Annotated in this window: 19 protein-coding genes and 1 riboswitch; of the genes, 11 read left to right on the top strand and 8 right to left on the bottom strand. The window is 72.0% G+C overall.

The window, feature by feature from the left end; translation table 11 throughout:
* The first annotated feature begins 281 nt into the window (after positions 1-281).
* Together AB0J90_RS15955 and paaN are read left to right on the top strand one after the other, a co-directional pair.
* Positions 282-1,322 (top strand): GNAT family N-acetyltransferase, encoded by a 1,041-nt coding sequence (locus AB0J90_RS15955; protein WP_363596382.1) that lies wholly within the window; start codon positions 282-284, stop codon positions 1,320-1,322.
* A 66-nt stretch (positions 1,323-1,388) separates the two neighbouring features.
* Positions 1,389-3,062 carry a phenylacetic acid degradation protein PaaN gene (gene paaN, locus AB0J90_RS15950; RefSeq protein ID WP_363596380.1) on the top strand — a complete coding sequence of 558 codons (1,674 nt, stop codon included), beginning with the start codon at positions 1,389-1,391 and terminating at the stop codon, positions 3,060-3,062.
* Between the two features lie 64 nt (positions 3,063-3,126).
* Here the strand turns inward: paaN and AB0J90_RS15945 are convergent, their stop codons facing one another.
* Complete coding sequence (locus AB0J90_RS15945) at positions 3,127-3,768, bottom strand: GNAT family N-acetyltransferase (protein WP_363596378.1); 642 nt, start codon at positions 3,766-3,768, stop codon at positions 3,127-3,129.
* A gap of 315 nt (positions 3,769-4,083) precedes the next feature.
* Between AB0J90_RS15945 and AB0J90_RS15940 the strand changes: the two genes are divergently transcribed.
* Positions 4,084-4,287, top strand: a complete 204-nt coding sequence (locus AB0J90_RS15940; protein WP_121157415.1) for a cold-shock protein — start codon at positions 4,084-4,086, stop codon at positions 4,285-4,287.
* A gap of 818 nt (positions 4,288-5,105) precedes the next feature.
* On the top strand, positions 5,106-6,728 hold the full coding sequence (gene groL / locus AB0J90_RS15935; RefSeq protein ID WP_363596376.1) for a chaperonin GroEL: 1,623 nt from the start codon (positions 5,106-5,108) through the stop codon (positions 6,726-6,728).
* A gap of 53 nt (positions 6,729-6,781) precedes the next feature.
* Here groL and AB0J90_RS15930 read toward each other — a convergent pair whose 3' ends face one another.
* From AB0J90_RS15930 to AB0J90_RS15920, 3 genes are all read right to left on the bottom strand, one after another.
* Positions 6,782-6,976 carry a hypothetical protein gene (locus tag AB0J90_RS15930; protein WP_363596823.1) on the bottom strand — a complete coding sequence of 65 codons (195 nt, stop codon included), beginning with the start codon at positions 6,974-6,976 and terminating at the stop codon, positions 6,782-6,784.
* Between the two features lie 249 nt (positions 6,977-7,225).
* Positions 7,226-8,218 (bottom strand): GNAT family N-acetyltransferase, encoded by a 993-nt coding sequence (locus tag AB0J90_RS15925; protein WP_363596374.1) that lies wholly within the window; start codon positions 8,216-8,218, stop codon positions 7,226-7,228.
* 55 nt (positions 8,219-8,273) lie between these two features.
* Positions 8,274-10,790 (bottom strand): S8 family serine peptidase, encoded by a 2,517-nt coding sequence (locus AB0J90_RS15920; protein WP_363596372.1) that lies wholly within the window; start codon positions 10,788-10,790, stop codon positions 8,274-8,276.
* A 507-nt stretch (positions 10,791-11,297) separates the two neighbouring features.
* On the opposite strand from AB0J90_RS15920, the gene AB0J90_RS15915 reads away from it, so the two are divergent.
* From AB0J90_RS15915 to AB0J90_RS15905, 3 genes are all read left to right on the top strand, one after another.
* Positions 11,298-13,112 (top strand): glycerol-3-phosphate dehydrogenase/oxidase, encoded by a 1,815-nt coding sequence (locus AB0J90_RS15915; RefSeq protein ID WP_363596821.1) that lies wholly within the window; start codon positions 11,298-11,300, stop codon positions 13,110-13,112.
* 79 nt (positions 13,113-13,191) lie between these two features.
* Positions 13,192-13,785, top strand: a complete 594-nt coding sequence (locus AB0J90_RS15910) for a hypothetical protein (RefSeq protein WP_363596370.1) — start codon at positions 13,192-13,194, stop codon at positions 13,783-13,785.
* Positions 13,786-13,850: 65 nt separating this feature from the next.
* Positions 13,851-14,417: an NADAR family protein gene (locus AB0J90_RS15905; RefSeq protein WP_363596368.1), complete on the top strand. Its 567-nt coding sequence runs from the start codon at positions 13,851-13,853 to the stop codon at positions 14,415-14,417.
* Between the two features lie 234 nt (positions 14,418-14,651).
* Here the strand turns inward: AB0J90_RS15905 and AB0J90_RS15900 are convergent, their stop codons facing one another.
* Positions 14,652-16,052 carry an FAD-linked oxidase C-terminal domain-containing protein gene (locus tag AB0J90_RS15900; protein WP_363596366.1) on the bottom strand — a complete coding sequence of 467 codons (1,401 nt, stop codon included), beginning with the start codon at positions 16,050-16,052 and terminating at the stop codon, positions 14,652-14,654.
* A 36-nt stretch (positions 16,053-16,088) separates the two neighbouring features.
* Between AB0J90_RS15900 and AB0J90_RS15895 the strand changes: the two genes are divergently transcribed.
* Complete coding sequence (locus AB0J90_RS15895; protein WP_363596364.1) at positions 16,089-16,358, top strand: DUF4031 domain-containing protein; 270 nt, start codon at positions 16,089-16,091, stop codon at positions 16,356-16,358.
* Between the two features lie 112 nt (positions 16,359-16,470).
* On the opposite strand, the gene AB0J90_RS15890 is transcribed toward AB0J90_RS15895, so the two are convergent.
* Entirely contained in the window at positions 16,471-17,112 is a 642-nt protein-coding gene (locus AB0J90_RS15890) for a metal-dependent phosphohydrolase (RefSeq protein ID WP_363596362.1), read from the bottom strand.
* Between the two features lie 129 nt (positions 17,113-17,241).
* On the opposite strand from AB0J90_RS15890, the gene AB0J90_RS15885 reads away from it, so the two are divergent.
* A complete protein-coding gene (locus tag AB0J90_RS15885; RefSeq protein WP_363596360.1) occupies positions 17,242-18,444 on the top strand; it encodes an FUSC family protein in 1,203 nt (400 codons plus the stop codon).
* Between the two features lie 246 nt (positions 18,445-18,690).
* Here AB0J90_RS15885 and AB0J90_RS15880 read toward each other — a convergent pair whose 3' ends face one another.
* On the bottom strand, positions 18,691-20,001 hold the full coding sequence (locus AB0J90_RS15880) for an aminotransferase class V-fold PLP-dependent enzyme (RefSeq protein ID WP_363596358.1): 1,311 nt from the start codon (positions 19,999-20,001) through the stop codon (positions 18,691-18,693).
* A gap of 44 nt (positions 20,002-20,045) precedes the next feature.
* Positions 20,046-20,168: riboswitch (SAM riboswitch) on the bottom strand.
* Positions 20,169-20,295: 127 nt separating this feature from the next.
* Between AB0J90_RS15880 and AB0J90_RS15875 the strand changes: the two genes are divergently transcribed.
* Positions 20,296-21,843 (top strand): PrsW family intramembrane metalloprotease, encoded by a 1,548-nt coding sequence (locus AB0J90_RS15875; RefSeq protein WP_363596356.1) that lies wholly within the window; start codon positions 20,296-20,298, stop codon positions 21,841-21,843.
* Between the two features lie 134 nt (positions 21,844-21,977).
* On the opposite strand, the gene AB0J90_RS15870 is transcribed toward AB0J90_RS15875, so the two are convergent.
* Positions 21,978-22,316: a co-chaperone GroES gene (locus AB0J90_RS15870; RefSeq protein WP_363596354.1), complete on the bottom strand. Its 339-nt coding sequence runs from the start codon at positions 22,314-22,316 to the stop codon at positions 21,978-21,980.
* A gap of 178 nt (positions 22,317-22,494) precedes the next feature.
* Between AB0J90_RS15870 and AB0J90_RS15865 the strand changes: the two genes are divergently transcribed.
* Positions 22,495-23,802 carry an AI-2E family transporter gene (locus AB0J90_RS15865; RefSeq protein WP_363596352.1) on the top strand — a complete coding sequence of 436 codons (1,308 nt, stop codon included), beginning with the start codon at positions 22,495-22,497 and terminating at the stop codon, positions 23,800-23,802.
* Positions 23,803-23,811 lie beyond the last annotated feature (9 nt).

Here is a 23,811-nt window from a genome sequence, read left to right as displayed (position 1 = left end):
CTTGCCGTCAGCCGATCGGACCGGGACAACTAGGCTGATCGGCGGATGTGTCGGATGCGGTGGGTAGCTGCCGATTTGCCGCCCGTTAGCAAAATACCCCGGCGAGGGCTTGACGGCACGAACCGGGCGACGCAAAATGCTCCGTGCGGGAGGGCGTATCGCCGTAGACTTTTGAAGTTCTTACGACCCAGCGCCGGAGGCGTTGTGCGATCGTCCTCCCGACCAACACCCCCGGCCTAATTCGGTCGCGCTCGTCGCTGGGGCCGGGCACCCTCGGGGACATGGACACCGCCGCCACCCCCACAGCCCTCACCGTCACGCCACTCGACGTCGCCGACGACCTCGCGGTCGAGCAGGCGTACGCGCTCAGGTCCGCGATCGTCGCCGCCGACGTGCCGGATTTCCCGCCGCTCTGTCGCCAACGCTTCTTCGGTCAGCTCCGCCATCCGATGCCCGGTGAGGAGATGCGGTTCGCCCTGGCTCACCTCGACGGCCGGGCGGTCGGATACCTGAGCATCGAACTGCCCCAGCTGGAGAACACCGAGAAGGCCTCGCTGGACATCGAGGTGCTGCCGGACTACCGGCGCCAGGGCATCGGCCGGGCGCTGTACGAGTACGCGGCGCGTACGGTGCGGGAACTGGGACGTACGCGGGTGAACGGGATGTCCCAGGGGCCGCTGCCCGGTGAGCCGGCCCGGGTCGAGCCCGGCCGGGAGTTCGCCACCTCGTTCGGGGCGAAGAACGCCCTGGTCGACATCCGGCGACGGCTGGACCTCGACACGCTGGACCAGGCGCACCTGGACGAGCTGCTGGCCGCGTCCTGGCTCCGGGCCGACGGGTACTCGCTGGTCCGGTGGATCGGTCCGACGCCCGACGAGTACCTCGACGACATCGCCTATCTCGACGGCCGGCTGGTCCAGGACGCGCCAATGGGTGACCTGGAATGGGAGGCCGTGAAGCCCGACCGGGAACGGATCCGCAAGGTCGACGAGCTCCTGGTCGTACGCGGCCGGCAGGGGTACAGCAGCGCGCTGCGCCACGACGCCTCCGGCAGGGTGGTCGCCTGGACGATGATCGACGTCGGCGCGACGCCCGACTGGCACGCGTACCAGCAGATCACGATCGTCGACCCGGACCACCGAGGCCACCGGCTCGGCACCATCGCCAAGATCGAAAACCTGCGGTACGTCATGTCGCACCAACCTGCCGTGCGGATCATCGACACCTGGAACGCCGGCGTCAACGACTACATGATCTCCATCAACGAGGCCATCGGCTTCCGACCCGTCGACGCCTGGAACAACTGGCAGCTCACCCTCTGACCGGCCGCCGGACACGGCGGAGGGCACAGCGAGGGGGTGTCGGGTGCGCTGGTGCATGATGACGGGATGACGGAGACCCCGCATCCCCTCTACGCCACGCACGCCGACACCCTCGCCCGGGCGCTGACCGCGATCACCGAACGTGGGTACTGGTCGGCCTTCCCCGAGTCGCCCAGCCCCCGGGTGTACGGCGAGACCGCCGCCGCCGAGGGCGAGGCGGCCTTCCGCGCCTACCTGGACGCCGACTTCCCGCTCGACCAGCCCGGCACCGCGGGCCGGGTGGCCACCGAGGTCAGCCCCTTCGGGATCGACCTGGGTGTGCGCTACCCGCACGGGACCGCCGACGCGCTGGTCGGAGCCGCCGTCGCGGCCCTGCCCGGCTGGCGCGACGCCGGGCCGCAGACCCGGGCCGGTGTCTGCCTGGAGATCCTGGCCCGGCTGCACCGGCACATCTTCGAACTGGCCAACGCCGTACACGCGACCAGTGGGCAGGCGTTCGTGATGGCGTTCCAGGCCGGCGGGGCGCACGCCCTGGACCGGGCGCTGGAGGCGATCGCGTACGCGTATGCGGAGATGACCCGGCATCCGGGCAGCGCCGAGTGGGAGAAGCCGGCGGGCAAGGGCGAGCCGCTGCGGATGGTGAAGACCTTCCACGTGGTGCCCCGGGGCGTGGCACTGGTGATCGGCTGCAACACGTTCCCGACCTGGAACTCGTACCCCGGCCTGTTCGCGTCGCTGGTCACCGGCAACCCGGTCGTGGTCAAGCCGCACCCGGGCGCGGTGCTGCCGCTGGCGATCACCGTCCGGTACGCCCGCGAGGTGCTTGCCGAGGCGGGGTTCGACCCCAACCTGGTGCTGCTTGCGGCCGAGGAACCGGGCGAGAAGCTGGCCACCACGCTGGCGTTGCGCCCGGAGGTCCGGATCATCGACTTCACCGGCTCGACCGAGTACGGCGACTGGCTGGAGGACAACGCCCGCCAGGCCGCGGTCTACACGGAGAAGGCCGGCGTCAACACCATCGTGGTCGACTCCACCGGCGACTTCGCCGGCATGTGCCGCAACATCGGCTTCTCGCTGACCCTCTACAGCGGACAGATGTGCACCACGCCGCAGAACATCCTGATCCCGGCCGCCGGCATCGAGACCGACCAGGGGCACAAGAGCTTCGACGAGGTCACCGCCGGCATTGCCGGTGCGGTCGGGAAGCTCACCGGCGATCCGGCCCGCGCGGTGGAGTTCACCGGGGCGATCGTCAACCAGGGTGTACTGGCCCGGTTGGACGAGGTGGCGGGCGTCGGCGAGGTCGTGCTGGCCTCGCGTACGGTCGAGCACCCTACGTACTCCGAGGCGGTTGTGCGTACGCCGACGATCGTGCGGCTCGGCGCGGACGCCGTGTCGACCTACGGCCGGGAGTGGTTCGGGCCTATCTCGTTCGCGATCGCGACCGACTCCACCGCGCACAGCCTGGAGATCCTGCGGAAGACCGTGGGGGAACGCGGCGCGCTGACGGCGGCGGTCTACGCCACCGACGACAAGGTGCTCGACGCGGCCGAGTCGGCGGCACTGGACGCCGGGGTGCACCTGTCCTGCAACCTCACCGGCGGCGTGTTCGTCAACCAGTCCGCGGCCTTCTCCGACTTCCACGCCAGCGGTGCCAACCCGGCGGCGAACGCCGCGTTGACCGACGGCGCGTACGTCGCCGGCCGCTTCCGCGTGGTCCAGTCCCGCCGCCACGTCTGAGCGCGAGGAAGGGCCCTTGGAAATCGCTCCAGGGGCCCTTTCCCGCACCGCGGCCCCGGTCGGTTCAGGCGCGGCGGCGCATCTGTAGCTCGGTCAGGGTCGGTATGCGGGGGTGTGGCAGCCGGACGCCGGTGTCGACGAAGCCGAGCCGCTGGTAGGCGCGGATCGCCCGGTCGTTGCCCACCACCACCTCCAGCATCAGCTCCGGTCGCCCGGATGCCCGCGACCAGGCCGCCACCGCCTCGATCAGGTCGGTGAGCAGGCCGGTGCCCCGTCGTGCCGGGGTGAGGTAGACGGCGAAGATCACGGTGAGCCCCGGCTCGGCGGGTACGGCGTGCCCGCCCGCGTGTCCGAGGAGCCGGCCGTCGGGGTGGCCCGACGGGGGGTCGGCGACAAACGCGGCGATCTGGCTTCCGAAGGCGTTCTGGCGTACCCGGCTCGCGTACTCGGCGTGTGGGCGGGCGGCGGCCTCGGCGACGGTCTCCAGGAAGGCGAGCGGCGCGTCGGCGAGCATCTCCAGCCGCAGTGCGCGCATGCGGGCGGTGTCGGTGGGTCGGATCCGCCGGACCCGCGGGCGGTCGTCGACGCCACCACCGTGGTCGGAGCCCCCGGTGCCGCTACCGGCCGGGACGTCCGTGGCCGGTGTGCGGGCGGTGGCGGACGCCTCCGGTGGGGCGGTCGCGGCGGACGCAGGCAGGCTGGTCATGGGGCATGCCTACCCTCGACCGACCCCGGCGGGCAACCGGATTGCCGATCACGGTCGCGTCGCACTTCGCGAGATACATGATCAATTGTACGACGTAAAGACGTCGGACGATGTCAGCACAATCGCCGCCAGTCGCGGTACGCGTCGCGCGTGCTGTCCCTTTTGGGGTAGTGCACTGCGGTCGGACCTCGTGTAGCGTGCGATTTCGGTTGCCGAATTCGGGGATCGATATGGGTCCCGAGTCGGTGGCTCCGGCCGGCGTACGTCGGCACCGGGGGTGTTTGACCCAGCACGATCGAAGTGAGGAAGTGCACCGTGGCACAGGGCACCGTCAAGTGGTTCAACAGCGAAAAGGGCTACGGCTTCATTGCGGTCGACGGCGGGCAGGACGTATTCGTCCATTTCTCCGCGATCGAGATGGATGGCTACAAGGCGCTCGACGACGGGCAGCGGGTGGAGTTCGAAATCGCCCAGGGCCAGAAGGGGCCGCAGGCGGAGAAGGTGCGCCTCCTCGCCTGACCGGTTCGCCTGAACCGTCCGACCGGTCGGGTGTCCCGACCGAATGCAACCGACAATCACAGCCGGAATCGATATCGACAGGGCGTCGGTCTCCCGTGGAGTACGGCGCCGCTGTCGCATCTCTGCTTCCATCGGTGGCCGCTGCCGGGTAGCTGTCGATCCTGAGGGCCGGTCCGGCTGCCTTCCGGTCGTCGCGCTGCGGGCTCCGGTGGCTCCCGCTGACGACCGCTGGGGCGGGATGGCTCGTGTGGTGTCCGAGCGTGTGCTGCTCCGGGTCTTTCGTCGCATTTTGCCGTTTCGGCTCGTCTGTGGTTGCCGGATCCGCTCGATGTTCACCTCCGCGTTGCCCGCCTGCACCCGTACGTCGTCCACGCGCTGCCCGTACCGCGTCGACCCGTACGGCCCGGGCGTGGGCGTACGCCACTCCCGGCGGCGATGTCCCTGGTCGGCGGGGTGGCCGATCGCGCGCGGAGGTACGGCCGACCGGCCCCGCTGCGGCACACTCGCTTGCACTCGCCATGGGAGAGTGCTAAACAAGTGATTGGCACTCGCGCGGTGTGAGTGCCAGAGGTCGGGGCGGTTAGGGCCACGGTCGCGTCACCGGTGACGGGGGCGGGGCAGATGGCCGGTCGTCGCGGGCTGTCCGGCCCGACCGACGGACGTCACTGCCGCCTAGTGCGCGGGAGTCGGTCCGGTGCAATCGCGCCGGACCAAACCGCGCGCCAGCGCAGTAGTGACGTCCGAAGGTGCGAAGTCAGGCGGCCGATCCGGGACCAACCGGCTCGGGTGGCCGTGAGTGTCCAGGAGGACAACGCCGTATGGCCAAGATCATCGCGTTCGACGAAGAGGCCCGCCGTGGCCTCGAGCGGGGCATGAACCAGCTCGCCGACGCCGTCAAGGTGACGCTCGGCCCCAAGGGCCGCAACGTCGTGCTCGAGAAGAAGTGGGGTGCCCCCACCATCACCAACGATGGTGTGAGCATCGCCAAGGAGATCGAGCTCGAGGACCCCTACGAGAAGATCGGCGCTGAGCTGGTCAAGGAGGTCGCCAAGAAGACCGACGACGTTGCCGGTGACGGCACGACGACGGCGACCGTCCTGGCTCAGGCGCTGGTACGCGAGGGCCTGCGCAACGTCGCGGCCGGCGCGAACCCGATGGCCCTGAAGCGGGGCATCGAGGCTGCGGTGGCGGCGGTGGCGGAGGAGCTGGCCAAGCTCGCCAAGGACGTCGAGACCAAGGAGCAGATCGCCTCGACCGCGTCGATCTCCGCCGGTGACACCACCGTCGGCGAGATCATCGCCGAGGCGATGGACAAGGTCGGCAAGGAAGGCGTCATCACCGTCGAGGAGAGCAACACCTTCGGGCTCGAGCTTGAGCTCACCGAGGGCATGCGCTTCGACAAGGGCTACATCTCGCCGTACTTCTGGACCGACCCGGAGCGTATGGAGGCCGTCCTCGACGACCCCTACATCCTGATCGTGAACAGCAAGATCGCTTCGGTGAAGGACCTGCTCCCGATCCTGGAGAAGGTCATGCAGTCGGGCAAGCCGCTGCTGATCATCTCCGAGGACGTCGAGGGCGAGGCCCTGGCCACCCTCATCGTCAACAAGGTGCGGGGCACCTTCAAGTCCGTCGCCGTCAAGGCTCCGGGCTTCGGCGACCGCCGCAAGGCGATGCTGACCGACATCGCGATCCTCGCGGGTGGCGCGGTCATCAGCGAGGAGCTGGGCCTGAAGCTCGACGGCATCGGCCTCGACATGCTGGGCCGCGCCCGCAAGGTCGTGGTGACCAAGGACGAGACCACGATCGTCGACGGTGCCGGTGACGCCGACCAGATCCAGGGTCGGGTCAACCAGATCCGCGCCGAGATCGAGAAGAGCGACTCGGACTACGACCGCGAGAAGCTGCAGGAGCGCCTGGCCAAGCTGGCCGGCGGTGTTGCGGTGATCAAGGTCGGCGCGGCCACCGAGGTCGAGCTCAAGGAGCGCAAGCACCGCATCGAGGACGCCGTTCGCAACGCGAAGGCGGCCGTCGAAGAGGGCATCGTCCCCGGTGGTGGTGTCGCGCTGGTGCAGGCCGGCAAGACCGCCTTCGACAAGCTGGACCTCTCGGGTGACGAGGCGACCGGTGCGACGATCGTCAAGATCGCGCTCGACGCCCCGCTGCGCCAGATCGCCGTCAACGCCGGCCTCGAAGGTGGCGTCGTGGTGGAGAAGGTCCGCAACCTCGAGGCGGGCCACGGCCTGAACGCCGCGAACGGTGAGTACGTCGACCTGCTCAAGGCCGGCATCATCGACCCGGCCAAGGTGACCCGTTCGGCGCTGCAGAACGCGGCCTCGATCGCGGCACTGTTCCTGACCACCGAGGCAGTGGTGGCCGACAAGCCGGAGAAGAACCCGGCTCCGGCTGCTGCCCCCGGCGGCGGAGACATGGACTTCTGAGTCCAACGCAACATCGGTAAGGGGCGGACCGCGACTGCGGTCCGCCCCTTACGTCATGTTGGCAGTCGTCGCTGATTGCGTTGCTTGTCTGCTCGGGAGAACGGCTTCCTGATCTGGATCGGGGCGTCGACCATCTCCAGCGGTTCATCGGTCGAAAGCTCGTCCAACCGATCCATTTCCGCACGCTGCTCCGCGTCGCCGTAATCGAGGCGATGTGCCGGCGTTTCGGCGGGGATCTCCGCTGCCATCCTGGCCCAGGTGGCCGGAGGGAGATCGTCAGTCGGTTCGTCGTCGTTCGCCATGACTTCCTCCTTGGCTCAAACGGTAGGAGCCAGGGAGGCGTCAGTGCTGAGAAACGGCACTATAAACGGATATCTCCTATTCGCCCTTTTCGTGGCGACCGGAGTGGTTCGCGGTGCCGGTGAGAGCTGCTCGCGGTAATCCCGATCAGGGTGGCTTGCGGTAGTCCGGGTCAGGGTTGCTTGCGGTAGTCCCGGTCAGAGTTGCTTGCGGTAGAGGAAGAAGACCCGTTCGATCCGCGCGCCGGAGTTGCTGGCATAGAACGGAACCGGGCCGACCCAGCCGATCTCCGCCCGCTGATGTCCGGCCGCCCGCTGATCAGCCAGGCAGCGACGCAGCAACACCCCGCCGATCCCCAGCCCCTGCGCGGCCGGCGCCGTGCCCATCGGCCCGAACCAGTTCGGCCGGGACGACCCGTACGCGGCGAAGCCGAGCACCTCGACCTCCGGGCTGCCGGCGGTGTCCTCCGGGCTCTCGCCGGTGGTGGTGACCCGGTCCCGTACGGCGATGTGGCAGCCGGCGCCCGCCCGCCCGATCGAGTCGGCGACCTCCCCGCCCCAGGCCGCCCCGAAGGTCTCCTGGGCGAAAGCCACCAGCATCGCGGCGTCGTCCGGTTCGGCCCGCCGTACGGTGATGCCCTGCTCGGCCAGCCGCTGCTCGGCGGGCTCGGTGCTGCGCAGTGCCGGCGACTCGTCGTACGACAGGTCGGCCGTCATGTTCCAGGCGGTGTTCTCCTGCTGGTAGCCGAGCGCCATCGCGGCACAGATCGCCGGTGTGTAGCGCACGTCGATGCCGGGCCAGGCGTAGTGCGGCGGGTTGCCGGCCAGCAGCACCTCGCCCGCACCGAGGCCGGACAGCGCACCCTCGATCCGGGCCAGCAGAGCCCGCCCGATTCCGCGTCGGCGGTGATCGGGGTGTACCGCGATCAGGTCCACGTGACCCAGCGACGAGTCACGGTGGGCGATCGAGCCGAGCACCACGCCCACCGTGGCGGATCCGACGACGGCGACGAAACCGACCGTACGGCGGCGGGTCGGGGCACCCGGCAGCGTGGTGGTGTCCCGCAACCGGGCCACGATCACGCCCGCCTCGGCCGCGTCGTCCGGCAGGTCCAGCGCCTCACCGCAGAGGGCCACCACCGCGGGCACGTCGTCGTCGGTCAGCTCGATGATCGAGAAATCGTGATCCACGACCGCCGACCCTAGGACATGGTCACCCCGCTCTGCTGCCCGCCCCGATCCTTCCTCACCGCTGTTGGGCGGCCTGGACGGCCGCGTACGCGTCGACGAGGCCGGCGCCGGTCAGGTTGCTCGACGGGCCGCAGGTGGCGTCCGGCACGGTTGGATCGCCCTCGGGTGACGGCACCGATGTGGCGGTGTCCCGCAGGATCCGCCACGTCCGGTCCAGGTCGCCGACCAGCGCCGGGTTGGCCGACCACATCAGCGCCACCACCCCCGCCACGTGCGGCGTCGCCATCGAGGTGCCGCTGAGCGTGGCGTACCCGCCGTCGGGCATCGCCGACAGCACGTCGGCGCCCGGCGCGACCAGGTCGGGCTTGGCCGCGCCACCCGCCGCCGGCCCCCGGCTGGAGAACGGCGCCACCTGCCGCTCCCGGTCCACCGCACCGACGGTGAAAACATCGGCGTACGGCGCCGGTGGGTCGTCGATCGATCCGCAGCCCGGCCCGGTGTTGCCCGCGGCGGCGGTGAAGAAGATGCCGGCCGCGGCGAAGGCGGCCGTTGCCGGGCGGAGTGCCCCGGCGTCGCAGCCCTCGATCGGCGGGCAGCCCCACGAGTTGGTCAGCACCTGCGGGGCCCGGTCGGGCCGGCCGTCGGTGAACGGATCCCCACCGTTCGGGAACGGTGCCAGCATGAACTGGAGACAGTCCAGGTAGTGCGCCGGGTTGCCGAGGTTGCGGTCGAGGTTGACGCAGCCGATCCAGCGGGCACCGGGTGCGACTCCGACGTTCTCCGCGCCGACCGCGGTCGCGAGCGTGTGTGTGCCATGGCCGCCCTGGTCGGTGGGGGAGCGGGTGCCGTTCCACGGGTCGTACCAGGAGTCGTCACCGCCACGGAACCCGGCGGCGAGAGCGGGATGGCGACCGTCCACTCCGGAGTCCGAACTGCCGACCACGACACCCGAGCCGGTGGTCCGCAACTGTGACCAGACCCGGTCGGCGCCGATCTGGGTCAGGTTCCAGGACGGTACGGACGGTCCAGGCTCGGCACCGTGGCTGGTCCCCGGCGGCTGCGGCAGTGGGCGCAGTTGCTGGCTGAGCAGCACCCGGGCGACATCGTCCCGACCGGACAGCCAGGCGCGTACGGCCGGTCCGCCGTCCACCTCTATCCCGTTGACCAGGTAGTACGGCGTGTAGTCCAGACCCCAGCGGTCGAGTTGGCGGCGCAGGTCGACCTGCGTCCGGGACGCGGTGTCGACCAGTCGCCGGTAGACCTCCCCGACCCGGGCCGGTTGAGCGGACGTCCCGGTCGGCCCGGCACGCAGGTCGCCCAGCGACGCCTGCTCCTTGAGTACCACGAAGAGCTTCTCGCCGTGCAAGCCCGGCTGCCCCGGCCCGAGGTAGACCGCACCCGTGGCCACCAGCAGCACCGCCACGGCGACCGCACCCACCCAGCGGCGCGGAATCCCGGCCCGGGTACGGCCGAAGGCGACGCCGTAGCCGGTCCCGAGCAGCAGCGCCACGGCAAGTGATCCACCGGCGGCGACCGCAGCCCAGAACGGTATGTCCCGGCTGCTGGACAGCAGAATCGAGATCTCCTCCGGGTCCACGAAGGCCAGTGGGCCGAGCACCGCCAAACCGACCAGCCAGCCGACGAACGCGGATCCAGTCATACGCCCGGCGGGCGCGGACTCATTGGCGTGGCTGGCGGACGCGGGTTCACTGCCGTGGCTGGCGGGCGCGGGTTCACTGGCGTGGCTGGCGGGCGCGGGTTCAGTGGCGTGGCCGGCGGGCGCGGATTCAGTGGTGTGGTCGACGGACGCGGGGGCGGCGGGTGTGGTGTGGTCGGGTCGGCTTAGTCGGCGGAGGGCGGCGGCGGTGAATCCGGCCGCCGGCAGGACGAGCAGGGTGGCGAGTTGCGTACCGGCCGCGCCGGTTCCGCCCGCCACCAGCGCGAGCGCGACGCCGGCTACCAGGCCGCCGAGCAGCACCAACCGGGCCGGGCCGGCGGGACTACCGTCGGCCTGCTGCTCGTACCCGGTCCAGAAGTGCTGGTCGAGCAGGCTGGCGACGAACCAGCCGATGGCCGCCGAGGCGGTCAACGCCAGTACGGTTTCGAGCAGACCGCCGAGCGCGCCGAACCAGACCCAGGGCAGCAGCAGCGCCAGCCCGGCGGCGATGGCGAGCCACCTCCCGGCGGAGGAGCCTCGGGCGGGAATGGTGCGGTGGCGGCCGGCGTGCCAGCGTACGAGTGCTGCCGCCAGTGCCGCGGTCGCGGTGAGCGCGGCGAGGTAGGCCTCGTTCTGCGCGGGTGGGATGGCCCGGAGCAGCCCGAAGGCGCCGAGGGCGAGCGCGCCGACCAGCCATGCCCGTCCGGCGGCCCGCACCGGGACGGCTCGGGGCAGTACGGCGAGCAGCACCGCCGGTACGCCCACCAGCACCGCGTTGACGAGGCCGGTCACCGGCCATACCCACGCCGGCTGGGTCAGCCCGGCCACGAGCAGCACCTGTTCGACCAGCCAACCGACGGCCTGGGCGCCGACCGTCACCGCGACCGCCCAGCAACCGACGAGTACCGCGGCCACGATCGGCCACGGCCCCCCACCCGGACGGCCCGCCGCCGGTCCGGGCCCCCAGGGCGGCGGGCCAGCCGTCCAGGGCGGCGGGCCAGCCGGTCCGTGCGGTGGACCGGGCGTCCAGGGCGGCGGGCCAGCCGGTCCGTGCGGTGGACCCGGCGTCCAGGGCGGCGGACCGGCCGACCCGGGCGGCGGACCCGCTGGTCCTGGCCAGGGTGCCTGGCCGGGCTGGCCCGTCGGCCAGGGTGGCGGGCCAGCAGGCCATTGCGCCTGTGCCTGCGGCCAGGGCGGCTGTGCTGCCGGCCGGGGTGCCTGCGTCGCCGGTCCGGCGGGTGGGTCCGCTGGTGGGGCGGGCGAGACGGGTGGCCGCGGTGACTGCGACGGGCCGGCCGGTGGCGGAGACGAATCGTCGGCGGGCTGCGGGGGTCCGACCTGCATGTACGAAACAGTACGACGCACCGGAAGCGCGACCTGTTCACCGGATGCGGTTAACGTGGACGGGTGCGCGATCCGAACATCTCCCGGTACACCGCCGGCCAGCTCTCACCGATCCGTCGCGCGGCGGATCTGCGTCGCCTGCGCGGCGAACGGTTCGACGTACTCGTGATCGGTGGTGGGGTGACCGGCGCGGGCGCCGCCCTCGACGCGGCGTCGCGCGGACTTCGGGTCGCCCTGGTCGAGGCGCGAGACTATGCCGCCGGCACGTCCAGCCGATCCAGCAAGCTGATCCACGGCGGCCTGCGCTACCTGGAACAACTGGAGTTCGGGCTGGTACACGAGGCGCTCACCGAGCGTGGCCTGCTCGCCACCCGACTCGCGCCGCACCTGGTCCGGCCGGTGCCGATCCTCGTTCCGCTGCCCTCGGGTGCCGGGCCGTCGGCACTGCCCGCCCGTGCCTGGCGCCGCTCCTACTACGGCGCCGGGGTGGCCGCGTACGACGCGTTCGCCGGCCTGTTCGGCGGCGGTCGCGGCATGCCGCTGCACCGCCACCTGAGCCGGGAGGGAGCCCGCCGGCTCTTCCCGAGCCTGCGGGCGGACGCGGTCGCCGGTGCGATCCGCTACTACGACGGCCAGGTCGACGACGCCCGGCTGGTGGTCACCCTGGCCCGCACCGCGGCCAGCCTGGGCGCGGCCGTGGTGACCAGCACCCGCGCCGTCGGCCTGATCCGCCAGGCCCGCGAGGTGACCGGGGTACGGGTACGCGACATGGAGGCCCGGCCCGGCTCGCCCGACGCCGAGTTCGAGGTGTACGCCCGTACGGTCATCGCCGCGACCGGGGTGTGGAGCGACGACATGTCGCGGATGCTGGGCGACATCGGCGCGCGTCCCGGGCTGCGGGTGCGTTCCTCGAAGGGTGTCCACCTGGTGGTGCCGCGCTCGGCGATCACCGGCGAGGCCGGGCTGATCCTGCGGACCGCCACCTCGGTGCTCTTCGTGCTCCCCTGGGGCGGCCACTGGATCATCGGCACCACCGACACCGACTGGCGGCTCGACCGGGCGCACCCGGCGGCCTCCGCCAGCGACATCGACTACCTGCTGGAACAGGTCAACACCGTACTCGAACGGCCGCTGGCAACCTCGGACATCGAGGGCGTCTACGCCGGGCTGCGCCCACTGCTCTCCGGCGAGGCGGACTCCACCTCCAAGCTCTCCCGCGAGCACGCGGTGGTCGAGCCGATGCTCGGGCTGCTGCTGGTGGCCGGCGGGAAGTACACCACGTACCGGGTGATGGCCAGTGACGTGGTCGACCGGGCGGCCCGCCGGCTCGGTCTGGTCCGCCCGTCGCGTACGGCCGACCTGCCACTGCTCGGCGCGGACGGCTTCCCGGCCATGTGGCGGGACCGGGCCGACCTGGCCCGCCGGCACGAGGTGCAGGTCGGGGTGGTGGAACACCTGCTGGAGCGGTACGGCACCCTCACCGTCGACCTGCTCGCCCTGATCGCGGCCGATCCGCTGCTCGCCGCGCCGCTCGCCGGAGCACCGGAATACCTCGCCGCCGAGGTCGCGTACGCGGCCAGTGCCGAGGGGGCGCTGCACCTGGACGACGTACTGACCCGGCGGACCCGGATCTCGTTCGAGACCGCGCACCGGGGCACCGAGTCGGCCGAACACGCGGCCGAGATCATGGGACGGGTGCTCGGCTGGGACGCCACGGTCCGGGCCCGCGAGGTGGAGCACTACCTGGCCCGGGTGGAGGCGGAACGGCAGTCGCAGCGGATGCCCGACGACGCCACCGCCGACGCGGCCCGGCTCGGCGCACCGGACGTACGCGGCTTCGCCGCCGATCGGGGCGCGGGAGCCGACGTCGCCGGGGCCGAGGCGGCGAGCTGACAGCGGTGGCGACGCACAACCGGTCCGGCGCGCCCATGCTGGGCTGCGCTGGAGCCGGTCTGCCCGTACGGTGTGTCGAATGAGCGCCCGGCTGTGGCAACGTGCGGTACCCGTCATCGCCATGAGCCTGTTCCTGATGCCGTTGGCAGCCTGCGGTCAGGCCGATCAGGACCCTCCCGTGTGGGAGGCGGGCTCACCGACGACGGCGAGCGAACCGCCGACCGAGGCCGCACCGCCGCCGAGCCCGGTTACGCCCTCGCCGACCGCCGCCTCGCCCACCCCGAAGGCCAGTGCGACGCCCCGGCCGAGCGCGAGCCGGACCACCAAACCGCCGGCCATCGGCACCGCCCGCGTCTCGGTCGTACGGACCGCGGCCGGGCAGGGGGCCCGGACGCTGTCGGTGGAGGGCGACGGGCGGTGGAGTTACCTGGCCGGCACCCGGGACGACAACGGCACGCTGAACCAGTCGCAGCGGGAACGGTTGCAGGCGCTGCTCGCCGACCCGAAGCTCGACGCCGAGGCTCGGGAGCGGGACCGACCCCGCTGCCGCGACGCCGCGTCGTACGCGCTCAACACCGGCTCGACGACCGTGCTCTGGCAGGCCTGCTCCAACGGGGCGCCCGCGACCGCCACTGCGATCGTCCGGCTGCTGGAAGGTGCCACCCCGCTCTGACCACCCGGAATCGACGCGCCGAAATCGAATGGTCCGCCCGGACGCGTTTCTGGCAACCTGTCGCCATGTCCGAGACCGTCTCACCGCCGCGTGACGTCGACGAACTGCTTCTGCTGGCGCAGCGCGGCGTACGGCTGCGGTTTCTGTTCTTCTGGGGTCACCGGCCGCAGCGTGACGGCGGTCCGGGGGCGGGTTGCCTGAGCCAGTGGTGGCCGTCCCCGTTCGTGGTCGACGGGGTCCGGTACGCCACCGCCGAGCACTACATGATGGCCGGCAAGGCGCGGCTGTTCGGCGACGAGTCGAGTGCCGAGCAGGTGCTGGTGGCACCGAGTCCGGGTGCGGCGCAGGCCCTGGGACGCCGGGTACGCGGCTTCGACCAGGCGGTCTGGGAGGCGCACCGCTTCGACCTGGTGGTGGCCGGCAACGTGGCCAAGTTCGGCCAGGACCCGGACCTGCGGGACTACCTGCTCGGCACGGAAGGTCGGGTGCTGGTGGAGGCCAGCCCGATCGACCGGATCTGGGGCATCGGTCTGGCCGGGCCGGATCCGTCGGCAGAGGACCCGGCCCGCTGGCGTGGGCTCAACCTGCTCGGATTCGCCCTGATGCAGGCCCGCGCACAACTGGCCGGCTGAACTCCCGCCAGCCCGCACGACGGTCGCCCCCGACCGAGCCCACAAACCCCCAACCCCCAACCCCCGCCCCCCGCCCCCGCCCCCGTCCCCCCCGCAACACCGATCCCCTCGACGATCTTGCACTTTTGGCGCCCGGATCAGGGCACTTATCCGGATTTGTGAGCCACCACAACTGCAAGATCGTCGTGCCTGGGCGGTGGGGGCGGGAGGGAGGGGGGTGGGGGTGGGGGGTGGTTAGATGACCTTGCCGGGGTTGAAGAGGCCGGTTGGGTCGAGTGCGTTCTTGATTGCGTGATGGACCTGGATGCCTACGGGGCCGATCTCGCGGGCCAACCAGTCTCGCTTGAGCAGACCCACCCCGTGCTCGCCGGTGCAGGTGCCACCGAGCGACAGGGCCAGTTCCATGATCGCGTCGAACGCTCGTTGGCTGCGGGCGACGCTGTCCGGGTTCGCCCGGTCGACCACGATCAGTGGGTGCATGTTGCCGTCCCCGGCGTGGCCGACCACGCCGATCAGCACGTCCTGTTCGGCCGCGATCCGCTCCACCCCGTCGAGCAGCGCGGCCAGCGCGGTTCGGGGGACGGCCACGTCGTCGAGGAAGAGCCCACCGTTGCCGCCGGGGAAGGCCTGCGCGGCGTACCGTTCCATCGCCGGGTGGGCCAGGCGCCGGGCCTGGAGCAGGGCCGCCGCCTCCACCGCGTCGCTCGCGGCGAACACCTCGTCGGCGCCGGCCGCGGTGCAGACCTCGGCGAGCCGGTCCAGGTCGGCCGGGGCCCGAGTGCCGGTGTCGACCGCCGCGAGCAGCAGCGCACGCGCATCCGTACGCAGACCCATTGGCCGGTACGCCTCGATCGCCCGCAGGTGCGTCTGGTCCAGCAACTCCAGCAGGCTCGGGGAGAGCCCCTGGGCGGAGATCTCGGCCACCGCCGCCCCGGCCTCGGCGATCGACCCGAAGACCGCGACCAGGGTCAGTGACTCCTCCGGGGCGGGACGCAGCGAGACGGTGATCTCGGTGATCACCCCGAGGGTGCCCTCCGAGCCGACGAAGAGCCGGGTCAGGTCGTACCCGGCCACGCCCTTGGCCGTACGCCGTCCGGTGCGCAGCACCTCACCGGAGGCGAGCACCACCTCCAGGCCGAGGACGTACTCGGTGGTCACGCCGTACTTGACGCAGCACATGCCGCCCGCGTTCGTGGCCACGTTGCCGCCGATGGTGGACGACTCCCAGGAGCCCGGGTCGGGCGGGTAGCGCAGCCCGTACTTCGCCACCTCGCCGGCCAGGGCGGCGTTGACCACGCCGGGTTGCAGCACGGCGATCCGGTTCACCGGGTCGATCTCCAGGATGCGGTCCATCGCGGTGGTGCTGAGCACCACCGCCCCGTCGATCGCGTTCGCCCCGCCGGCCAGCCCGGTCCGCGCTCCCTGCGGGATCACCGGTACGCCGTGCGCCGCCGCCACCCGTACCGCGGCGGCCACGTCGGCGGTGCCGGTCGGGCGTACCACCACCGCGGGCAGGCCCGACGCGCACAGGTCGGCCTCGTCGTGCCGGTAGCCGGCGAGCAGGTCCGGGTCGGTCAGTACGGCCGCCGTACCGAGGGCGGCACGGAGGTCGTCGAGCAGGGGGGATCCGGCCATGGGTGGCAGGCTAGCCGCCGGACTACCGTGACGGCCATGGTGTACGTCGACCCACCCGCCTGGCCCGCCCGCGGCCGACTCTGGTCACATCTGGTCAGTGACGTGTCCTACGACGAGCTGCACGTCTTCGCGGAGATGGTCGGCGCACCCCGCCGGGCGTTCGACCGGGACCACTACGACCTGCCGGACAACCGGTTCGCGATGGCGGTCTGGCTCGGTGCCCGGGTGGTCCCCGGCCGCGAGATCGCCCGCCTCCTACGCGCCGCCAACCTGCGCCGCCCCAAACACCTCTCCACCCCCCGCTGACCGCCACCCCCACCCCCCACCCCTCCAGCGGCCCTCTTGTAGAGAAAGAGGCGCTATCCGGGGCGAGATAGGCCCTCTTTCTCTACAAGAGGGCGCGTCTCGGGGGTGGGTGTTAGGGGGTGAGGTGGGTTAGTTCGCGGGTGAGGTTTTCTCGGGCGGGTTGTTCCCAGCGGGCGGCGAGGTGGGGCAGCCGGTAGCGGGTGGGCAGGTCGAGCAGGTCCCGCAGGACGGCGGCGCGGCCGGCACGGAAGTGGTCGTCCGGCACGTGGTGGTACTCCCGGCGGATCGCGGCGGCGTACTCGTCGTACGTCGCGGCGGGGGCGGCGAGGATGGCGAGGTCGGCGTCGCAGAGCAGCGCACCAGCCCGGTCGGTCGGCTCGACCCGGTGTCCGGCGGTGAGCAGCACCAGGCGTTCGACCTCGGTCACCGCCGCGGCCGGCAGGCCGAGCCCGGTCAGTAGTTCGGTGGCGAGGGCGGCACTGGCCCGCTCGTTGGTGTCGCCCGGTGACTGCGGGTCGTAGACGGCGTCGTGACACCACGCCGCGAGCCGTACCGGGTCGGTGTCGCCGGTCCACCCCGCCTCGGCGTCGACCACGTCCAGTACGGCTACCAGGTGCTCGACCGTGTGGTAGTGCCGGTGCGGCTCCCGCCACCGCCGGAGCAGGTCCTCCCCGGCCGCGCTCAGCTCAGGATCGGCGGCGGTGGCGCCCGCGCCCCGTACGGCGTCCCGCCACCGCTCGACCAGCCCGGTCACCGAACCGCCCCGATCGCCGAAATCGCCATGGTGACCGGGGAAGGGGTGCTCCACCCGGTCGCGACCGATGTTGACGCGAATGCGGTACGTGATGGGGATTGAGCGGGTTGATGTTGGGTAGTCCCGGCCATGGAGTCCGCCCGGAACAAGGTCCGCTCAGCCGCAGATCTTGACAGCGAGCGGGTCAACCACGTGGTGAGCGAGCTGGGCGAACGCTCCAAGACCACGGTGCAGGACCGGGTGCACGCCGTACGGGCCAACTTCGTACTCGCCCTCCAGGCGGGTGTGGCCGCCCTGCTGTCCTGGTACATCTCGCACGACGTCCTCGGCAACGTCGACCCGGTCTTCGCTCCCATCTCGGCGGTCGGCACGCTCGCCGCCTCGCTCGGCCAGCGGCTGCGCCGGACGGTCGAGCTGATCCTCGGGGTCGCGGTCGGCATCGGGATCGGCGACCTGCTGATCATCGTGGTCGGCAGCGGACCCTGGCAGCTCGGACTGATCGTCACCCTGTCCATCATCGTCACCATCTTCCTCGGCGGAAGTGTCGCCGTGGTGACGCAGGCGGCGGCCACCGCCGTACTGCTGGTGGCGCTGGCACCGAAGATGAGCAACGTCGAGTTCCCACGGGTCATCGACGCGCTGGTCGGGGGCGGGGTCGGGCTGTTCGTGGTGGCATTGCTGCTGCCACTCAACCCGCTGCGGATCGTGGACCGGGCGGCCAGACCGGCGCTGGAGACCCTGGCGGAGCAACTGACCGTGACCGCGCAGGCGCTGGCGGAACACGACCCTGCCCGGGCCTCGACCGCGCTGGACCGGCTCCGCCGGGTCGAGGAGTACATGGACGGCCTCCAGGAGGCGCTGGAGGGGGGCAGGGAGACTGCCACCCTGGCGCCCGCCCGGTGGAACCGCCGCCGGGCGTTGACCCGGTACGCGGAGAGCGCCGAGTACATCAACCACGCCGTACACAACAGCGGGGTGCTGGTCCGGCGGGCGGTGACCGCGCTGGAGGACGACGAGCCGATTCCGGCCGCGATGGCGTCCGCGGTACGGCAGTTGGCCGACGCCGTACGGCTGCTGCACCAGGAACTCGGCGCGGGGCTGGAGCCGGAGGCCGCCCGGGAGCGGGTGTTACGTTCGGTCACGGCGGCCGGTCGGGCGTACTCCGAGGGGGTCGGTTTCTCCGGCAGCGTGATCGTCGCCCAGATCCGGACCACCGCCAGCGATGTGCTCCGGGCGACCGGGATCGAGCGGACCGAGGCGAACCGGCTGGTCCGCCGGGCGGTGAGCACCCAGACCAGCCCGACCCGCTCCTCCCGCCCGTCGGCACACTGAGCCGACCATCCAACCCGCCGGGGCCCGTTCGTTGCCGCCGGGCATGGCGTTGCTCGTCGTTCGGCGGCGAGTTGATCGCATGGCGCCGGTCGGATGTCCGGCCTGGTTGCGCGGCCGTCGGCTTGATCGCGTGGCAGGTCGCAGTCCGGCCTGATCGCGTGGCTGGTCGGCAGTCCGGCCCGGTCGCGCAGCCGTCGGCCGCCGAGCTGACCGTGCGGCTTCGCGGTCAGCCCGGGGCGCGGCGGGTCAGCTCAGCTCGGCGAGGGCGTCGAGCAGCCGGTCGACGTGGGCGGCGGTGCTGCCCAGGCCGATGCTCGCCCGCAGCGCGGTCGGCGGCAGGTCGGCCCGGCCACTGCGCGCGGCGGCCTCGCCGAGCAGCCGGCGGGCCAGCGGGTGGGCGCAGAACAGGCCGTCGCGCAGGCCGATGCCGTGCCCGCGGGCCAGTTCGGCGGCGACCTCGGCGGAGTCCCGACCGGCGACCACGAAGGAGACGATGCCCACCCGTGGCGCGTCGGCGTCGAAGGTACGCAGCTCGACGATGCCCGGCAGGGCGTTCAGCCCGGACCGCAGCCGGGTCAGCAGCTCCTGCTCACGGGCGTGCAGTTCGGCCCGGTCCGCCTCGCCGAGGGCGGTACAGACCGCGGCAAGGGCAACCGCGCCGAGCAGGTTCGGGGTGCCGGCCTCGTGGCGTCCGGGCCCCTCCGCCCAGCGCACGTCGTGGGTGGCGGAGCCGACACCGAGAGTCGCACCGCCGCCGAACAGGTACGGCGGTGCCGCGTCCAGCCAGTCTGCCCGCCCGGCCAGCACCCCGGTGCCGAACGGTGCGTAGAGCTTGTGCCCGGAGATCGCCACGTAGTCGATCCCCGATCCGGCGATGTCAACCGGCGCGTGCGGTGCCAGTTGGGCGGCGTCGACCGCGATCCGGGCGCCGTACCGGTGGGCGACGGCGGCCAGTTCGGTCACCGGCCACCGTTCGCCGGTGACGTTGCTCGCGCCGGTGACGGTGACCAGGATCGGCTCGGCCGGGTCGGACTCGCGGCGCAGTTCGCGCAGTGCCTGGCTCAGCGCCGTCACGGCCGCGGCGGGCGAGGCGGGCACGGGCAGCCGTACCGTGTTCGGCCAGGGCAGCAGGTTGGCGTGGTGTTCGCCGCCGAAGGTGACGACCGTGGTGCCGGCCGGGAGCGCGCGGGCGAGCAGGTTGAGCGCGTCGGTGGTGTTCCGGGTGAAGATCACTTCGTCGTCGGCGCGGGTGCCGAGGAAGTCGCCGACCGTCTGCCGGGCCCGCTCGTAGGCGAGCGTGCTGCGCTGGGAGAGCGCCCCGGCGCCCCGGTGCACGCTGCCGTACCAGGGCAGCAGCTCGGCCACGGCGTCGGCCGCGGCGCGGGCGCAGGGTGCGGTGGCCGCGTAGTCGAGGTTGACCAGGTCGGGCACGCCGAGTACGTCGAGCGGTCCGGTGGGGGCGAGCGGCGCGACGCTGATTCCGGTCGGTGCCGTCGGGCGCGGCGCCGCGGTGCGCGGGCCGACCGGGGCGGAGACGGGTACGAGAGTGGAACGCATGGGTACGACCTCCGGCAATCCGGGACCCCGGTTGCTGAGGGTGGGATCCGCGCTTGCCCAGCACACGGATCGGGGCTGGGCCCGGTCATCACCCAGGGCACCCCACCGCGAACTCGACGAGGGTTGCCGGCCAGCAAGCTGGGGCTTCGCCCACCGTCCGGTCGAGCCCCCGGCGTCTCACCGGTGGTCGGTCGGGTCGGTGTGCGTTGGTCGCTGGCACTCGTGACCTGCCTGGCAGCATAACCGGACGGATTGCGGTCCGACCAGCGGGTCGAGGGTGACTACGCTGGCGGCATGGCCGACACCCCGCCCGGCGGCGACCCCTACGCCCCGCCGCCGACCCCGCCTGCCGCACCGCCCCCGGTGGTCGGCGCCATTCCACCGAGGGTGGCGAAGTTCTCCGGCCGGGGGCTGACCTGGCGGCGGGGTCTGGTGCTCGCCGGGGTGATCCTGTTGATCGCCGGCTGTGCGGTCTACATGGCGATAACCCTCGGCGACGACCTCGGCCTGCAGGCACTGACCATCGGGCTGGTGGCCGCGATCCTGCCGGTGCCGGTGCTGATCGCCTGCTTCCTCTGGCTCGACCGGTACGAGCCCGAGCCGATGGTCTACCTGATCTTCTGCTTCGCCTGGGGTGCCTTCGTCGCCACCGCCGCCTCGCTGAACGTGAACCGGGAGACCGCCGAGCTGTTCGCCGGCTGGGGACTGCCGGACTCGCTGGTGGCGGTGCTCGGTGCGCCGTTCATCGAGGAGTTGACCAAGGCGCTCGGTCCGCTCCTGCTGCTGTTGTTCCGCCGCCGGGAGTGGTCCGGCATCACCGACGGGATCGTCTACTGCGGACTTTCCGCGGTCGGCTTCGCCATGGTGGAGAACATCCTCTACCTCGGCGGGTACGGCTACGCCGCCGGAGCCGACCAGTACGGCCCGGCGACCGGGGTGCAGAACGTCTTCGCCATCTTCATCGTCCGGATCCTGCTCACCGGGTTCGCCCACCCGCTGTTCACCTCGATGACCGGGATCGGGCTCGGCATCGCGGCCCGCTCGGCGGACAAGCGGATCCGGATCTTCGCCCCACTGGCCGGGCTGCTGGCGGCGATGATGTTGCACGGCACCTGGAACCTGATGCCCTCGCTGGCGGCGGCGCTCGGGCAGAACCTGATCGTGCTCTACGGGTACATCGGCGTGATGGTGCCGATCTTCCTCGGCATGGTCGGGCTGGCCGTCTGGCTGCGCGGCTGGGAAGGTCGGCTCACCGAGCGGCGGCTGCCGGACTACGTACGCGCCGGCTGGCTCAGCCCGCCCGAGGTGGCCGCCCTGGGCAGCCTCGGCCGGCGGCACTCGGCCCGACGCTGGGCCCGGCGGGTCGCCGGGGAACCCGGCCTGCGGGCGATGCGCGGCTTCCAGTTCTCGGCCACCCGGCTGGCGCTGCTGCGCGACGGGATGCTGCGCGGGCTGGACACCAAACCGGCCGACCGGGCCCGCACCGCGTACGAGGAGCGGCAGTTACTCGACGCGATCACGGCGTACCGGTGGGCGTTCGTGGGGCGGGATCCGCAGGCGCCGGTCGGGGTCTGGGACGGGGCCCGTTACCACCTGAACTTCCCCGACGGGGTGTCGCGCACGGTGGAGGCGCCGGCCGAGCCGGTGGTGCCGATCCCGGTGGTGTTCACCCCACCGCCGGCCCCGAGCGCCCACGGCCAGTACGGCCCCCCGCCGCCCGGTTACGGCCAGCCTGGTTACGGACCGCCCCCTGGTTACGGACCGCCTCCTGGTTACGGACCGCCTCCCGGACACGGCCAGCAGGCCGAGGGCTACCGCCCACCGTCCGGCGGCTACCGGTAGGCCGCGGGCTACGGCTCAGCGTCCGGCGGCTATCGGTGGCAGCGGTCGGCGCAGGGGCGCCGTCCGGCGGCTAGCGGTGGCAGCGGTCGGCCCAGGGGCGACGACCGGCCCAAGAGCGGGGCGTGGCCGGGCGGTTACAGGTAGAGGCCGGTCGAGTCGGTGTTCACCCGCTCGGCGGCGACCGCGTGCACGTCACGCTCGCGGAGCAGGACGTACTCCCGGCCGTGCAGTTCCACCTCGGAGCGGTCGTCCGGGTCGAACAGGACCCGGTCGCCGGAGACGATCGAGCGGACGTTGGGGCCGACACCCACCGCGGTCGCCCAGGCGAGCCGGCGTCCGATCGAGGCGGTGGCCGGGATGACGATGCCGGCGGTCGAGCGCCGTTCACCCTCGCCGCCCTCCAGGCGTACCAGGACGCGGTCGTGCAGCAGGCGGATCGGTAGGCCGTTGTCGAGGTCTGGATCGGCGGTCACGACCGGAACGGTACCGCTGCGACCGTGGCGACGGCGGTGGAGGTCGAGGTCACGGCCGGCGGGTGGGTTGCGGAGCAGCCGGTAGGGGCAAACTGGGGGAGAAATCAGGGCTCGGTCGGGACGTTCCGTCGTGTTCCTGCCGGTTACCGTAGGTAAGCCGGTTCGCCAGCCAGGAGGTGTGCGCTTGAGCCGCTTCGAGCAACTGCGGGCAAGAGCCCGCCGCGCGTACGAGTCCGGCCGAGCCTCGGTCCGGGCCGCGGGTCCGGCCGCCGGTGAGCGGTCGACCGTGGCCGACGAACCGTTGGCGCCGGAGCCACACGTGCCGGCGGTGCCGCCGCCGCGGGCGCCGGTCGCCGGTGACGAGGTGGCGTCGGTGCACTCCTCCACCTCCAGCCGTGACGACGCGGACGTGCCGAGGGCGCTGCGGATCGCCGGCGCCTGGTCCTGGCGGCTGCTCGCGATCGGCCTGGTCACCTACGCACTGCTCAGGGTGATCGGCACGATCCGGATCGTCATCATCCCGCTGATCATCGCGCTGCTGCTCTCCGCCCTGCTCGCCCCGGCGGTGGGCTGGCTGCTGCGGGCCCGGTTCCCGCGGTCGCTGGCCACGGCACTGGTGCTGGTCGGTGGCCTGGCCGCGGTGGTGGGCACGCTCACCCGGGTGGTGACCGAGTTCATCGGCGGGGTGCCGGAGCTGAGCGAGAACGCGTCCGAGGGCATCCGGCAGATCCAGAACTGGCTCCGTACCGGGCCGCTGCACCTGTCGGACAACCAGCTCAACTCGTACATCGACGAGGCGCAGAAGTGGATTGACGAGAACACCCAGGCGCTGACCAGCGGTGCGCTCTCCACCGCCACCACCCTGTTCGAGCTGCTCACCGGTGCCCTGCTGGTGCTCTTCGCGACCTTCTTCTTCCTCCGCGACGGGGGCAGGATCTGGCGCTTCGTGGTCCGGCTGCTTCCGGTCAACGCCCGCTGGCGGATCGACGACGCCGGGCGGGCGTCGTGGGCCACCCTGGTCGCCTACGTACGCGCCACCGTGCTGGTCGCGTTCATCGACGCCGTCGGCATCGGCATCTTCCTGGTCATCTTCGACGTTCCGTTCGCGTTCCCGCTCGCCGCCCTGGTGTTCCTCGGCGCGTTCATCCCGATCGTCGGAGCGACCCTCTCCGGCGCGGTCGCGGTGCTGGTCGCGCTGGTCGACAGTGGTCCGGTCACCGCCGCGATCATCCTGGGTGTGGTGATCGGGGTGCAGCAGATCGAGGGCCACATCCTGCAACCGCTGATCATGGGGCGGGCGGTGGCGATCCACCCGCTCGCGGTGATCGTCGGGATCGCCGCCGGAGTGGTGCTCGCCGGGATCGTCGGCGCGCTGATCGCCGTACCGCTGATCGCCGTACTCAACACGGCCGTACGGCGGTTGGCCCATCGGCGCCCGCCCGAGGTGCCGCCGGACGCCGTCGTGGTCGCCTCGACCGCTCCCTGACCGGCAAAG

Origin of the sequence: Micromonospora sp. NPDC049523 (assembly GCF_040676775.1) — a bacterium.
In the GTDB taxonomy this organism is placed as follows: Bacteria; Actinomycetota; Actinomycetes; order Mycobacteriales; family Micromonosporaceae; genus Micromonospora_G.
This window is presented reverse-complemented; position numbering and strand designations above follow the sequence as displayed.